Raw genomic sequence first — 15,669 nt, 5'->3', positions numbered from 1 at the left:
AATTTAAAGTGTTACATTTTGAAATCGCATTGTAAAACATGTACCATTGGAATTATCTATTTGTGAAACGCCTTTTATTTGCGAGACTAAAAGTTTAACTATTTCAAGTCCAAGACCTTTATCATTTATTTGATGATCTGTGATTCCCAATCCATCATCACAAACAGTGAGTATAAATTTTTCATCATTTTGAATCAATTGAACCGAAATTAATCCTTTATCTTTATCATTAAAAGCATGTTTGTAGGCGTTATTGACCAATTCATTTATTATCAAACCAATAGGAATAGCCGTTTGTACATCAAAATAAACTTGATTTATATCAATTTGCAATTCTATTTTTTTTAAACCTTGGTATGAACTTAAAATTGATGCTGATAATTTGTTCAAGTATTCTTTGAAGTCGACTTTGCTTAAATTATTACTTTGATATAAATTTTCGTGTACCAAAACCATCGAATTTATTCTAGTTTCACTTACATTTATAAAATCTTCAAGAGAGAGTTCTTTAGCATCTAGCGATTGAATTTTGAGTAAACTTACCACCATTTGCATGTTGTTTTTTACCCTGTGGTGAATTTCTTTGAGCAGTGTTTCTTTTTCTAACAGTGATTTTTGAGTACGTGATCTTTCATTTTCAATTACTTTATTTTTATTTTTAATAGTTTTATTGGTTTTTATATAAAATAGGATACCTGACAAAGCGATTAATAATAAAACACCAATAAAAGTTATAAGATCTTTTTGATTTTTGTTCTCAATGGTTTTGATTATTTTTTGCTCTTGCAACGTTTTTATATTATAATCTTTTAGGGAAACATCAAAATCAGTTTGAAGCAATAAATTGTTTTCATTGTTTATTTGAGCGTTTATTTTGTTAAAATGATGGTTCATTTTTTGATAAAAATAAAGCGCCCGTTTATAATTTCTAGCATCTTCTTCAATTTTTGAAACGTTATGGTACAATTCAGTATTTCCAAATTGTTTATAAAACGAATCATGAAAAACTAATGCCTTCTGACTATAAAAGCGTGCTTTCTTTTTTTCTTTTTTTTGAAAATAAATATTACTTAATATGATAAAACATTCAATTTTATATTCCTGAATGGTATTTTTTTTATCAATTACTTTATTGATGTACGGTATGGCTAAATCATTTTTTTTTAAGTTATAATACGCATTGGCTATGTTGTATAAAATTAAATTATATTGCCACTCAGAAGTCATTTTAAACTTTAAGATCGATTGATAATTTTTTAAACTCAAATTTAATGCTTCATTATACCTTGACAATTTATTAAGAATTAATGCTTTTTTGGCTTCAACTAAAAACTGATAATTTGTTTCTTTATTGACAATAGAAAGGTCAATATAAACTAGACCTTTATCGTTTTGGTTTAAACAAGTATATTGGTCTGATATTCTTTGAAAAAAAATACTTTTTGAATCAGATTTTTTTTGAGACAAAAAAGGTATAGCTTTTTTATAGTAAAATATGGATTTGGCAATTGAATCTTGATAGGCGAAGTTATCCCCCATTAGTCTGTAGAAATCAATTATAATGTCATTATCCTTGTGGCTCAATGCAAGATTCAAATTATTTTTTAGTATTGAGTCGATTTTCTTAGGGTCTTGAAGTTGAACATAGTCCTTGGACATTTCTGTAATTGAATTAAGGTAATTGCTAATATCTTTATTTTTACTAAAAAAAGCAGCTGCTTTCTTAGAAAATTTTAACGATTCTGTGCCGTTACTTTTTGATAAATATATCCGAGAACGATTCAAATAATAAAAGCCGAAACCTCTACTATATTTGTGTTTTTTGGCTAACGCCAAAATTTTTTGATTGTATATATTTAATTTAGTTGTATTACTTTTATTATACTCTAAACAAATATTGTTTAAAGTATTAATCTGTGTTACAAAATCTTGATAGCTATTTAACTCCACCAACAGACTATCGATTTGTCTTTCGTTTTGTGAAAAAACAGTAGTATTGTTTAAAAATACTAATATGCAAAGTATTATTTTTTTCATAATCTATCTGATACAAAAATAGCAAGTTTAAATATAATCTTTTTTATCCTGAAACATAAAAAAAGCATAACCAAAAAAACCACCCCAGATAATTGGGGCGGTTTCCAAACTTAAAAAATAATTATTTAAAAATTATTACATTAAAACTAACAATACATAATTTTGGCATAGTAATTTTTTTAAAAAATGCGATAAGTAAAAATAATATCTTTATTGGTAGCGTGATTGTTAAAAAAACGACTTAAATTACTGAAACACGATATTATTTTTATAAATGATTATTAAATGATATTTTTTAGTGATTTATAATTGTTAAATTGATTAATATTTAGCAAATAATATTAAAATAACTTTTATTGATTTGGCATTTAATTGCTTACATCAAAAACGCTTTTCGATTCACATTCGTCACTTCGAGTGATTTTGGTACAGCAATCAAGATTAGTAGATATAAGTTCTTACCAAAATTGTATCGAGAAGTTTAAAGTGAGAATCATTCCATTACTTCATAATTACAATAACTTTAAAATTTACCCGAGTGACGTTTCTCATTATAAACACAAAACAGTCCCTGAAAGTAGGAGCGGTTTTACGAACATAAAACTATGAACCAAAAATTAAATTTGAGTGAGTAATACTATGTTAATTGTCAAGATATTTAGGTTATATTTTAGGACACTTCTTGATTAATTTAGTCTACTATAATTCTTCTAGCGGTTTTATTTTCTCCATTCTTAATGGTAACAATATAGGAACCAGATGAGATGTTATTTAACTGTAATTCTTGATTGAACATACCAGAATTTAAAAATGATTTATTGTAAATATTTCTTCCACTGATGTCATAAACTATAATTTCAATTTCGTCGTCGGTTTCTGGTGTAAACGATATTTTGAAACTTCCAGTATTTGGATTTGGGAATAAAGCAAAATTTTTGAACTCGAAATCATTGTTACTCAACACGTTTGTCTTAAACTGATTGGCAACAGCGTTGTAATAAGCTCTCATTCTAACGACTTGACCAGATGTAAACATAAATTTATTACTATCATATGTATAGTCCATATAATTCATTGTTAACGATTTTTCGCCCGGTACGCAACCCGCAACACTTCCTGGAGCAGGCCATCCGCCTGAACCAGTGCATTGTGGGGTGTCGTCAACCTCATCAGTGTTAGATGGTGCGCACACATTGCCACCTTGAACTCTTCCGAAAGTATGATGTACATTAAAGTAATGTCCTAGTTCGTGATCTGCATTTCGACCTTTGTTTAAGACCCAATATGGCACATATCCTCCTTCACATCCTGCACCACTCCCGATTGCATCTTTTTTTAGTACTATCAAATTACCTTCATCTGGAGTGCCTCCTGCATAGTAACCTATTGTTCCATCACAACATATCTCTCTGACAACAATATTCAAATAGCCTTTCCAGCGAATGTCTCTATTGTCACCATAGTGAGTATAAAGAAAAGCTGTTCCAAATGTTATTGCTTGTTGACCATCTGAAAGGCCTGCGTCTGATGGATGATTTTTGGTCGCAAGCACAAATTGAACATTAAAGTTACCCACATTAGTTCCTGGATAGAAGGCTTGTACTTGCGTTGTCCACAAAGCAACATCTGCATTGGTTGCATTAAAATCAGCATTTAAAATATCAATTTGATTTTGTGCCAGTTGCCTCAAGCATGGTTTGTCTGGCGAGTTTGCAACAACTTCAGGAAAATGAACCGCTACTGGGATAATAATTGTTGCATTGATACTTCTAGCCAATTCATTTTGTGGATCTTGAAGTTTTGCTAATTCAATTTCAAATCTATTTTGCAAATCTAGATATTTTTGTTTTGCAACTGGATCAGACATCATTTTTTGCATTTGCGCATCGGTTCCACAAGATTTGTGTTGAGAAAATCCTAATTGAAATAGAAGTAAGGCTAAGATTAATTTAATTTTCATAATTTAGTTTTTAATATGTTAATAATTTTTTGCGATTTTGGACTTTCAAAAAATAATATTTTTTTATTCTACAACAATCCTTTTCACAGTTTTATTTTCTCCATTTAATATAGAAACTATATATATTCCTGATTGGACTTTATCTAAAGCAATTTCTTGATTAAATATTCCTTTGTTTTGAAAGTTTTCAGCAAATATTTTTCTGCCTCGAATATCATTTATTGTTATTTTAACTTCTTCTGTATTATTTGTAACAAATGATATTTTGAAACTTCCCGTATTTGGATTCGGATACAAAACAAAATTTTCAAATTCGAAATCATTTATTGCTAAATTCGGTGCAATTGTAAATTTTGTTGTATTGACAGCGTAAAATAAATTACCAACAGATTGAACCATTAATCTGCAGTTTATAGAATTAATGTTGTTGGGAATGGTAATTATTTGCGAGCCATCGTTGGGAGTATTTGCCAAAAGTGTTGTTGGAAAAGTTAAGCCTTTATCTGTTGATAATAGTATATTAACCAACGAAGTGTTGATATTATTGGCTGTCGTTCCTGCCACATTCCAAGTAATAGTTTGCGATGAGTTTCCCGCCCACGTTATGCCAGTGGTGTTTTGCGATGTTACTGCAAATGGTCCTGCATTAGCATTTACTGTTAGTATCATATCATCGCGTCTCACATTTGAACCTCGAATAACAGCATTGTCTCGCACAGTAACAGCAAAATTTTGTACCCGAGATACGCTCGAAAGGCGTTCCATCCTTGTGTTTAAGTCTCCTGCAATAACTTTTTCAAGTGAAGGCATATAGCGATTTGGGGATTCTGTTGGTTGGTTAAATTTAAAATTTGGTCCAGATGTAGCCGATGCGCTAGTTTCTGGCTGTACACCTGTATCTAAACCTTCCCAGGAATAAGTATAACCATCTGAATTTGAATTAGTAACTGAGGCTTTTAGAACATAGGGAGTATCTCTTGGAATAGTGTAATCTGCACCAGCGCTTACAACTGGTGGCGCATTGTTTATAGTTATTAATGTACCACTAGTTGTTCGAGCCAAAACATTTTGTATCTCAGTTATAGTTGCCGTATGATAAAATGGATCAGAAAGAGGTTGCCATCCATCAGAATCTAACGCTAATCCTGCACATAATCTATTATATGATAAATAAGTATTACCTGCGTAAGGTTCTATTTGAATGGTACTATTTAAATTCGGACAGTCACTATTAGAATAGGTGTGATTCGCTCCTAAAAAATGCCCCATTTCGTGAGCGAAATTATTACTAAATTTGTCGTTATTGATGCCTTGTTGACCGTCATATTCTGTTACTCCCATAGTTTTCCAGTCATCAACTGCAATTGCGCCGAGCCATGCAACCCCTGCACCACCTGTACCCATCACGTGTCCTATATCAAAATTAGCATTGCCAATAATTGGAGTAATTTGGATCGATTCCTGTCGTAAAGTAGACATATTACCATTAGTAAAATTATCAGAGTCTACAAAAATAACGGCTTCTTGATTTGCTACTAGTATCATTCGTAACGATAAGTCTCTTTCCCAATCACCATTTAGTCGTGTAATCAAATGTGCCAATGATGCAACTACAACTCCTTTTTTCTGAGCTACTGTACCTGTACCCATTCCTGCTTGAGCAGCAATTACATTAGAAAATTCGACGGTTGTAGCCACCGCTAGTCTAAAAACTCGCAATTTTCCATCGGCGTTTATTTGGCTCGACTTTGGTGTTTTTTTTAATTTATCGAAATCTAATTTATCCTTTTCGTCGGTAACGCCACATACGAAGTCTGAGTTTGTTGCTGATGAATTTGAATTTCGATAATAAATTGAGTTTGGAGCTGCTCTTAAATATCTGTAAACAACATAGTTAATAATCGAATCGCTACGGTGCTTTTTTATTAAAAACGAACCCACTTTGCCAGAATTAGTAACAGCATCAAACCCAAGTGGAGTAATACTAAATCGAATGGATTGTGTTTTATCGTTAATCCCTTTTCCTACATAGGATTTAATATTCGGATAATTATTTGCCAAAGCTTGTTCCATAATAGCTACTTCAAAGATTTTGTAATTATCTAGTCCGCCGTCTGGATTTGGAAAGCTTACAATCACATTAGAATCCGTGGCAGAATCCATTGGTGCCATTGATAGTTGAGTGCTTAAAACAGAAAGATTTAAAGTAAAAACCTTGTAGCCAATTCGTGGCCTGTCTGATGCACTAAAAGCGGGCAGCTGATCAACTTGAGTTTGTGTCATAACCGTCCAAGCTGAGGTTTGACCTAAAGAGCTAAAAACAGAAAAAAGAAACATTGTAAATAATAATAGTTTTTTCATAATTTGATTTTTAATTTATTGATAATTTTTTTGGTGTTATTTTTATGAATAATAAAACTTGTAACTAATTTGATATTTGACAATTGCATCAACTTTATTTTTGTACCGCAAAATATTTAAGTTGGTTGCATAAAAATCAACATTCAAATATTGATTAAAAACTATAATTATTATCTAAAAATAACTTCTATGAATAATTCTCTTAAAAGTTATAAATAAAAAAATTAATTTAATTTTCATAATTTCTAATTTTTAATTATTTTAATGTATTTGTATTTATTGTCAGTTTTATCATTCAATATAACAAAATATAAACCTTGTGCATTCCCACCAAGATTTACTTCCATCAAATTATCTTCATTTTTTTGAAAGGCAGATGTTATAAATTTACCATCAATATTATAAATACTTATACTGTATTCTGAACCTTCTGTTTTAGTGTCTATTGTAAACAAACCTTCCGTTGGGTTTGGATAAGCAATAACATCTGATACTGATTTGGATACAAAATCATCAATTGCTAAAATTTGTTGTGAAGTCAAAGAATAACAAGAGTTTACAATTTGATAATTGCTTCCTGCACAAGGTGTCGATAATCTTTGTATGTATAATTTTTTATCAATTAGCATAAATTTCAATTTTCCGTTTGTAGCAGATTCTGAATATACATTTGGAGAATCATTATTTAAAACTGTCGATGATGTTGTGGAACCAAAATGTTTGTAATTGATTACATGTATTAAATTTTTTCCAAAATCGACATTCAAATATACCGATGCACTGGTGTTATTGCAACTGGAGTTTATATTGAGATTTACAAATACTCCCGCTTGAATTGCTACTAATGAAGTGAAATCTTTAACAAGATATGAGTTAGCATCAGTAAATGGTGTTGTAGAAAGTTGATTGTTACAATTACCTGGTTCTAGTGTATTGTCTATTCCGTTTTGATTGTCATCCATTGTAGAAAAACATGATGAGTTGACTCTGAAATTTGTGCCACCGCAAGGATCTAAAATTCTTTTTACATACAATTTTTTATTATTAATAAAATAATTAACTTGAGCATTTGAGTTTAATGTACTAGTTACCGAACTGGTTTCGTTTCCAGTTGTGGTCGAAGTAACTGTTGCTCCAAAATGTTTATAATCTAAAACATGAATCACATCTGAATTCAAATTAACGATGGCTTTTAAATTATTACTTGAATTGTTGCAAGATGTGAAAGTATTTAAATTTACATAAAAAAGTCCACTTGTTGCGTTTGCAAAGTTAGTGACCAATATATCACTATTGTTTGTAACCGATGCTGATTGAGGAATTGCATTATTGCATTTTTGTAATTCTACTAAGTCTGTATTGTCTTGACCAATATTGGTATAAGGTCTCCAACAAGAATTATCTAAAATAATTGTCATGTTAGATAAACCGTCATCAGTACAACGGTTACTGATATGATTTAGGTATAAAGTGTTGTTGATTAGTGAAAAACCAATTTGAGCCCAATTGGTTTTTACACTTGTTACAGTGCTAGTGTTGTCACCCCACAATTCTAAATAGTCTCCAGCAATGTTGCTAAAACGAATAACTTTAATTTTATCTGTATCTAAATCGATTAATGCAATTAAACTACCACTTCTAAAACCATAACAGAGCGTATGAAAATTTAATTTTACCAAAAATTTGCCACTTGTAGCATTATTAAAATTTGTTATTACTCCTTGAGAGGTTACTGGAATATTTGGGACGTTTGTAATATTATTTACGCAATCAAATTCGTAAAAATAATCGGAATTAGTTAATAAACAAATTGCGGCATCATAATTTACATTTACAAAATTAGTAACAGTCTTGGTATCTGATACTCCTGAACTATTAGTTACTTTTAGTGTAGCATTAACCGTTCCAGGTGATAAAAATTTCACAATTGGATCTCTTGAACCCGCAGTCGTTCCGTTTAAGTATATCGGTGTTTTAGAAAAAGACCATTCCCATGTCGCACCTGTGTAATCAAGAATGCTATAATCGTTAAATGTTACTTCTTGATTAACACATATGTCCTTAATATTGGTAGTAGGTTGTGCCACGGGAGCGCTTTTTTCATAAAATGCAACTTCTTGAACTCCCATATTACCTGCAACCCGCAATTTTTCTTTATAGTAAGATGCTTTAAAAAACATATTAAGTCTAGAAGTAAGAATCATTAAGTTGGATGAATAGTCAATCCAATCGGTCATAGTGTTGTTTCTGTAAAAACATTTACCTATTCTACCAGTTTGACCCATTAGATAAACCCCACCATTTGATCCATATTGGTGTATTATTTGTTTTGATTCAAAACCATTAAGAGTCGTTGTATTTAAGTTAGTCCAAACTTGTCCTCCATCAATACTTTTAGAAATTCTTGCATTTGAGTTTCCATTATTGTTTGTTATCCAAATTTCGTTTGCATTGGTTTGCGAAATATCTATGTAACAATCAAATCCGTTGGGTTTTAAATTAACATTATTTATCGTCATGTTACAAATAGTCCAATTGATGCCGCCATCAATTGTTTTCCATAACCCATCAGTTTGGGTTAGTACATATATTACTTTGTTATCTTTACGTGTGGTTTTGACATCCCAAACTAAAGAGTTAAAACTTTTCAAAACTTGACTATTCACACCATTATCATAAGAAACCATAACATTGTTTCCTAAACCAGCATAAATTATATTGCTATAAGTAGTATTGGACGTTGTATCGCTATTTCGAAATCCTCGATATGCAAGATTATTATCCATTGTAAAAGTGTGTGAACCAGTAACGTTAGTATTGTACTCAACATCAATTATTCGGAATTTTTTATCTAAACCATTTGTTGCATTTGGTCCAAAATAAGCCAAAGAATTGGGTCTACTAAAAATAGCTTTACCAGTTGCTTCCTCTGCTCCACCAAGTAGCAATGATTTACCATTGTTCCAATTTGGATTAAAAATATCATTCCCGTTGTGGTACTTGCCACCACCCATTTGATCGGTGTTAAAACCAAGGTCAAAGCCCCAGTAATCAAGTGCATCTAAACCCCTACAGGTACTTTTCCAATTGCCAGAGCTACTAAAATTGTCTGTAGATTGACTAACTCCACCATCTGTGGCTACAACAACAGTATTACCAAACATTACAAGATCTTGAATATCAGGATGTATTTCGTAAGGTCCTGTATAACCACCAACAGCATTTAAAGTTAATCCGCCATCGACTGACTTAAATAATGATGTTACACCTATAAAAATAATATTGGTATCCACAGGTGAAATGTTAAAAACAAAATCATAAAATCCTTGTGAGAAACCAATATTATTGACGGAAAGTGATGCGAAATTTTCACCACTATTGGTACTTTTTATTAATTCTATTTTGTCTCCTGTTAAAAATGCAATAGTTACAAGGTTTGGATTTGCGCTAGAAACACCAATTAGAAATCCATCTTTGTTGGTGTTTTGTGTGTAATTTGTAGATTTTATTGTCCAGGTTAGTCCTCCATCGGTACTTTTATAAAAAACTCCTTGATCATTAATTGCATAAACTGTTGTTGTACTTCCGGGTTTATATTCGACATCCATAAAACTACCCGTTTGCTTTTGGCTAAATGTTAATCCGCCGTCTACGGAAACAAAAACACCATTAGTAGTAGCAGCAATAATAGTTGTTCCATTAGTAGACCATAAAATTTCATTACAATTTTCATTTATTGATAAAACAGTCCAAGTTGTGCCTCCATCAACGCTTAATCTAAAAGGTTTGCTGCCGTAAATTATTTTATTAGTATCATTAGGATGAAAAGCGGTAGGACCGCCCCATTCTCCTACACCACCATATCCGTTTAAATAGCTCCAGTTTTCGCCAGCATCAGTTGTTTTATATAATGCTCCGTTTTCTGTGGTTGCTAATCTAGTATTGGTCGAAGAAGGTGCAATACTTAAAAAATAAATATTGGTGTTCCCGACAATTTGTATTCCGTTTTCTATTATTTCTTTTGCTCCAATTTGTGACCAGTTGTTGGCCTGTGTGCTTTTTTGGTTTATTGTTCTTCCTTTTTTTACTTCATTTTCAGCTGATTTGAAAAAATCGATTTTTGATGGCAAACTAAGATTGCCTGAATCATCAATCCATTCGTTTGGAATAATTCTAATAAAACGCAAAGTAAATCTAACAATTGGTATTTCAGAAATACTTTCTTTGAGTTCATTTTCAAACTCTTTATCAGATACTTTGTTGGTTGCTTCGTCCTTTTTTTTATTTACATTAGCTTTTTTATTTTTGAGTTCAAGAAGTATCCAGTTGTTAAGTTCTTCCTTTAAATTTTTGACATTAATGATGTCAGGATTGGTATAAAACTGATTTGCCCAACTAGGAGTCTCAGCTGTTTTACTAGGTAAATCAGAAAAATTTATAAAGTTTTTGATGCTCATTTTGGTTTCTTGAGAAAAACCCAATTGAAAAAAGATCAAAGCGATTAGTAATTTGAATTTCATAATGATTAATTTAGGATTATACTACTAAAATATATAGCTAACAAATTTAATGACTTATAAAAAAAGCTATTGCTGAAAAACGACTTAAATTCCTAAAAAACGACTTTTTCTTTTTTAGGATTTTTTTAATTTTTTCACTTTAAATCGTACAAAATTTAAATCATAAGAAGTTGTAAAAATTTGTAATGTTAAAAATATTGATGTTACATCAAATAGAAAAAGCTTTCAACGTTTTTTATTATGAACATTATTAATGTTTTTTATTCATAATTAATGAAATTTTAATAAGATGATTAACAATAAAGAAACCATTTTCCTTAAACATAAAGTGGTATTAGAACAGATGGGAGAAAACATAAAGTTAGCTAGAAAAAGTAGAAAGCTAATTGCAATTCAAGTTTCAGAAAGAGTTGATATTGCTAGAATACATTTATACCAAATTGAAAACGGAATCCTATTGTGGTTATTGGTGCTTGATTTAATCTACTTTGGTTATTTAGAACTTCAAGATGATTCCTTAAAACTTGGAACAGATGATACTTTTGGAAGAGAACTACATAATTTAGATTTATCATAACAACATAAAAAAAATAGTTATTAAAATTATCGGTTTAATTTATTTTCTAAATCATTAAAAAAACAATAAGTTTGTAAAATCAACATAAAAAAATAAAAATGAAAGTTACCATAGTAGGAGCAGGAAACGTAGGTGCATCGTGTGCTGATGTAATTTCATACAGAGGAATTGCAAGTGAAGTAGTATTATTAGACATAAAAGAAGGTTTTGCAGAAGGGAAAGCTATGGATTTGATGCAGTGTGCAACAAATACAGGTTTCAATACACAACTTTCAGGAGTTACTAACGATTATTCTAAAACAGCAAATTCGGATGTTGTGGTAATTACTTCTGGAATTCCAAGAAAACCTGGGATGACTCGTGAAGAATTAATAGGTATCAATGCTGGAATTGTAAAAAATGTGGTAGAAAATGTATTAGTACATTCTCCAAATACAATTGTAGTAGTGGTTTCTAATCCAATGGATACAATGACGTACTTAGCTTTGAAGGCTACAGGTTTGCCAAAAAACAGAATTATAGGAATGGGTGGCGCTTTGGATAGTTCTCGTTTTAGATATTATTTATCAAAAGCATTAGACAAACCTTCAAACGATATTTCTGCAATGGTTATTGGTGGTCACGGCGATACAACTATGATTCCATTAACTCGTTTGGCATCTTATAACGGAATTCCAGTTTCGGAATTTTTATCTCAAGAACAATTAGACAAAGTGGCTGCTGATACTATGGTGGGTGGAGCAACATTGACTGGATTGTTAGGAACTTCAGCTTGGTATGCTCCAGGAGCATCGGTTGCGTATTTAGTAGATTCTATTTTAAACAACCAAAAGAAAATGATTGCTTGTTCAGTAATGCTGGATGGCGAATACGGACAATCTGACATTTGCATTGGTGTACCTTGTATTATAGGTAAAAACGGAATCGAAGAAATTGTAACAATCAACTTAAACGATAACGAAAAAGCATTATTTGCAAAAAGTGCTGATGCTGTCCGCGCTATGAATGCTGATTTGAAATCAGTTTTGTAAATAAATTTCGTAAATTATAAAGAAGACTGTTATTTTTACAGTCTTTTTTTAAGATTAATCCATAAATAAATTGTTTAATCATTTTCAGAATGATATATTTGCACGTTTTCTAAAAAAGCGATATTAAATATATTGCTTTTTTATATCACAAAAAAACCAAACTAGAATTAATTAATTTTTATACAGAATGCAGAATAGAGGACTTATTAAATTTATTGCAATACTATTTGCACTGGTAAGTATTTACCAACTTTCATTCACATTTGTTGCTAACAAAGTGAAAAGTGATGCAAAATCATTTGCTGGAGGAAACACAGAAAAAGAAGTAAAATATTTAGATTCCCTAGGGAAGAAAAGTGTTTTTAATCTTGGAATTTTAGAGTATACTTACAACGAAGTAAAAGACAAGCAAATCAATAAAGGTCTTGACTTAGAAGGTGGTATCAACGTGATATTGCAAATTTCTGTTAAAGATGTTTTGAAAGGATTGGCTAATAATAGTACAAATCCAGTGTTAAATAAAGCGTTATCTGACGCTAAAAAGAACCAACAAGGAAATCAATCTTTTCTAGATGCTTTCTATGAAGCTTTTGATGCTGCTTCTGCGGGAACAAATACCAAACTTGCTTCTCCAGATGTTTTTGGAAACAGAAGCTTAGCAGAAGAAATTAAATTTCAAATGTCTGATTCAGATGTTAAAAAAGTAGTTAATAAAAAAGTTGAAGAGTCTGTAGAAAGTGCTTTTAGAGTATTGCGTGAACGTATTGACAAATTTGGTGTAACACAACCAAATATTGTTAAACTTGGAAATACAGGTCGTATTTTGGTAGAATTGCCAGGTGCGAAAGATGTAGATAGAGCTAAAAAACTATTATCAAGTACAGCTCAATTGGAATTTTGGGAAACGTTAAAAGTGGATGAAGTAGGAAACTACTTAATGACTGTTAACGAAGCTTTAAAGAAAACAGAAAAAAATACTGCTGCAGTGGTTGTCGATACTGTAAAAGATAAAGATTCTGCAATCAATAAATTATTAGTTGACAAAAAAGATTCAACAGCTACTAAAAAAGAATTCAACCCTTTCTTTGACAAGCTAGTTAGTGGAGGTCAACAAGGAAGTCCAGTTTTAGCTTATGTTAACACTAAAGATACAGCTGTAATTAATGGATACTTTAAACGTGCTGATATCAAATCATTATTGCCTGCAAATTTGACTGATGCTAAATTTGTTTGGGGAAAACCTTCTTCAAAAGAAGTTGATGTTGTTGAATTGTATGCATTAAAAGGAAATAGAACAAACGTTGCTCCTATGAGCGGTGGTGTTCTTGTTGATGCTTCTGATTCGTTTGACCAAATGGGTAAACCATCGGTTACAATGCAAATGAATGGTGCTGGTGCTAGAATTTGGGAAGAATTAACTGGAAGAGCCTATACTCAAAAAAGTAATATTGCCATTGTTTTAGATAATATTGTTTATTCAGCTCCTGGAGTTTCAACAGGACCAATTGCTGGTGGACGTTCTGAAATTTCAGGAACATTTACTATCGAAGAAACCAAAGATTTATCTAATGTATTGCGTGCAGGTAAATTACCTGCAGCTGCAGAAATAGTACAATCGGAAATTGTAGGGCCATCTTTAGGGCAAAAAGCAATTGATGATGGTTTGATGTCTTCTATTATTGGATTGTTATTAGTCTCTCTTTGGATGTTAATTTATTATGGTAAATCGGGTTGGTATGCAAATATTGCTTTGGCAGTTAACTTACTTTTCTTATTTGGTGTAATGGCAAGTTTTGGTTTTGTATTAACCTTACCAGGTATTGCAGGTATCGTTTTAACAATGGGAACTGCTGTAGATGCTAACATTATTATATTTGAAAGAGCAAAAGAAGAGCTTCGAGCAGGATTAAGTCTTGATGAAGCGGTAAAAAAATCATTCAGTTGGACTGGTGCAATGCGTTCAATCATTGATGCCAATGTAACACACATATTAACAGGTGGTATTTTATATATTTTTGGAACTGGACCAATCAAAGGTTTTGCTTTGACTTTATTAATAGGTATTATAACCTCTTTGTTTACTTCAATCTTTATTACAAGAATATTCTTGGACAGAGCCGTTGCAAAAGGGACCAAATTAGAATTTGCAAATAGCTGGTCTAAAAATTGGTTTACAGGTTTCAACTTTGATTTCTTAAAAATCAAAAAAGGAACTTATATTTTCTCTTCTTGTGTAGTTATCATCAGTTTGATTTCTATTTTCTTTGTGAATGGATTGGATCAAGGTGTTGACTTCGTTGGAGGAAGAACGTTCCAAATAAAATTTGAAAAACCAGTAGAATCTTCTGCTGTTGCTGCTGAATTATCTAAAGTTTTTGGAAGTGCTGAAGCTAAAGTATTTGGAACTGATGATCAATTGAAAATTACGACAAAGTATAAAATTGAAGCAGAAGGTGTAAATATTGATACGGAAGTGAATCAAAAGTTATTCGAAACACTAAAAAATCATTTTTCACCAAATATGACGTATGACAAGTTTACCAATCTTTATGAAGGTAAGAAACTTGGAGTATTGCAAGCATCAAAAATAAGCCCAGCCATTTCAGCGGATATTAAAACAAACTCTTTTTGGGCTGTTTTAGGAGCAATGTTGGTTGTAGGTTTGTATCTTGTTGTTTCATTTAGAAAATTAGGATATTCTTTAGGAGCATTAGCTGCTGTGGCGCATGACGTTATATTTGTATTGGGTATTTATTCATTATGCTATAAGTTTATGCCTTTCCATATGGAAATGGATCAGCACTTTATTGCAGCAATTCTTACCGTAATTGGATATTCTATGAATGATACTGTAATTGTATTTGATAGAATTAGAGAATTTCTTGCTGGTAAAAGAAAAGGTAATTTCAATCAAATTGTAAACGATTCGATTAATACTACTTTATCAAGAACAATCAATACATCATTAACAATGTTATTAGTATTATTAATAATGTTTGTTTTTGGTGGAGAATCAATTAGAGGATTCATCTTTGCAATGCTTGTAGGTATTGCTATTGGAACGTATTCTTCGTTATTTATTGCAACACCAGTATTGGTGGACACAATGTCGAAAGCGGACAAAGAAGAAATCGAAAAGAGACACGAATAAAGCAAACTCTTAAAATTTTTCTTACTTTATAT

The 15,669-nt window shown here is 31.2% G+C and carries 7 protein-coding genes; 3 read left to right on the top strand and 4 right to left on the bottom strand.

What is annotated here, in order from left to right:
• Window positions 1–3: 3 nt before the first annotated feature.
• The 4 genes from RMO70_RS11225 to RMO70_RS11210 all read right to left on the bottom strand — a co-directional run bounded on the left by RMO70_RS11225 (window position 4) and on the right by RMO70_RS11210 (window position 10,878).
• Complete coding sequence (locus RMO70_RS11225) at window positions 4–2,037, bottom strand: sensor histidine kinase (RefSeq protein ID WP_310556523.1); 2,034 nt, start codon at window positions 2,035–2,037, stop codon at window positions 4–6.
• 691 nt (window positions 2,038–2,728) lie between these two features.
• A complete protein-coding gene (locus tag RMO70_RS11220) occupies window positions 2,729–3,997 on the bottom strand; it encodes a zinc-dependent metalloprotease (RefSeq protein ID WP_310556522.1) in 1,269 nt (422 codons plus the stop codon).
• A gap of 63 nt (window positions 3,998–4,060) precedes the next feature.
• On the bottom strand, window positions 4,061–6,358 hold the full coding sequence (locus RMO70_RS11215) for a reprolysin-like metallopeptidase (RefSeq protein WP_310556521.1): 2,298 nt from the start codon (window positions 6,356–6,358) through the stop codon (window positions 4,061–4,063).
• A gap of 245 nt (window positions 6,359–6,603) precedes the next feature.
• A complete protein-coding gene (locus tag RMO70_RS11210) occupies window positions 6,604–10,878 on the bottom strand; it encodes a T9SS type A sorting domain-containing protein (RefSeq protein WP_310556520.1) in 4,275 nt (1,424 codons plus the stop codon).
• Between the two features lie 289 nt (window positions 10,879–11,167).
• On the opposite strand from RMO70_RS11210, the gene RMO70_RS11205 reads away from it, so the two are divergent.
• The 3 genes from RMO70_RS11205 (at window position 11,168) to secDF (ending at window position 15,637) form a co-directional block, all read left to right on the top strand.
• Complete coding sequence (locus RMO70_RS11205) at window positions 11,168–11,455, top strand: helix-turn-helix transcriptional regulator (protein WP_310556519.1); 288 nt, start codon at window positions 11,168–11,170, stop codon at window positions 11,453–11,455.
• Between the two features lie 98 nt (window positions 11,456–11,553).
• Window positions 11,554–12,486: a malate dehydrogenase gene (locus RMO70_RS11200; protein ID WP_310556518.1), complete on the top strand. Its 933-nt coding sequence runs from the start codon at window positions 11,554–11,556 to the stop codon at window positions 12,484–12,486.
• Window positions 12,487–12,673: 187 nt separating this feature from the next.
• Window positions 12,674–15,637 (top strand): protein translocase subunit SecDF, encoded by a 2,964-nt coding sequence (secDF, locus tag RMO70_RS11195; RefSeq protein WP_310556517.1) that lies wholly within the window; start codon window positions 12,674–12,676, stop codon window positions 15,635–15,637.
• The last annotated feature ends 32 nt before the right edge of the window (window positions 15,638–15,669 follow it).

Source organism: Flavobacterium sp., from assembly GCF_031422135.1.
Lineage (GTDB): Bacteria > Bacteroidota > Bacteroidia > Flavobacteriales > Flavobacteriaceae > Flavobacterium.
This window is presented reverse-complemented; position numbering and strand designations above follow the sequence as displayed.

Bases quoted from the DNA above. Each gene is read 5' to 3' on its own strand.
- RMO70_RS11225 (WP_310556523.1), bottom strand. From the start codon at position 2,037: ATGAAAAAAATAATACTTTGCATATTAGTATTTTTAAACAATACTACT.
- RMO70_RS11220 (WP_310556522.1), bottom strand. From the start codon at position 3,997: ATGAAAATTAAATTAATCTTAGCCTTACTTCTATTTCAATTAGGATTT.
- RMO70_RS11215 (WP_310556521.1), bottom strand. From the start codon at position 6,358: ATGAAAAAACTATTATTATTTACAATGTTTCTTTTTTCTGTTTTTAGC.
- RMO70_RS11210 (WP_310556520.1), bottom strand. From the start codon at position 10,878: ATGAAATTCAAATTACTAATCGCTTTGATCTTTTTTCAATTGGGTTTT.
- RMO70_RS11205 (WP_310556519.1), top strand. From the start codon at position 11,168: ATGATTAACAATAAAGAAACCATTTTCCTTAAACATAAAGTGGTATTA.
- RMO70_RS11200 (WP_310556518.1), top strand. From the start codon at position 11,554: ATGAAAGTTACCATAGTAGGAGCAGGAAACGTAGGTGCATCGTGTGCT.
- secDF (WP_310556517.1), top strand. From the start codon at position 12,674: ATGCAGAATAGAGGACTTATTAAATTTATTGCAATACTATTTGCACTG.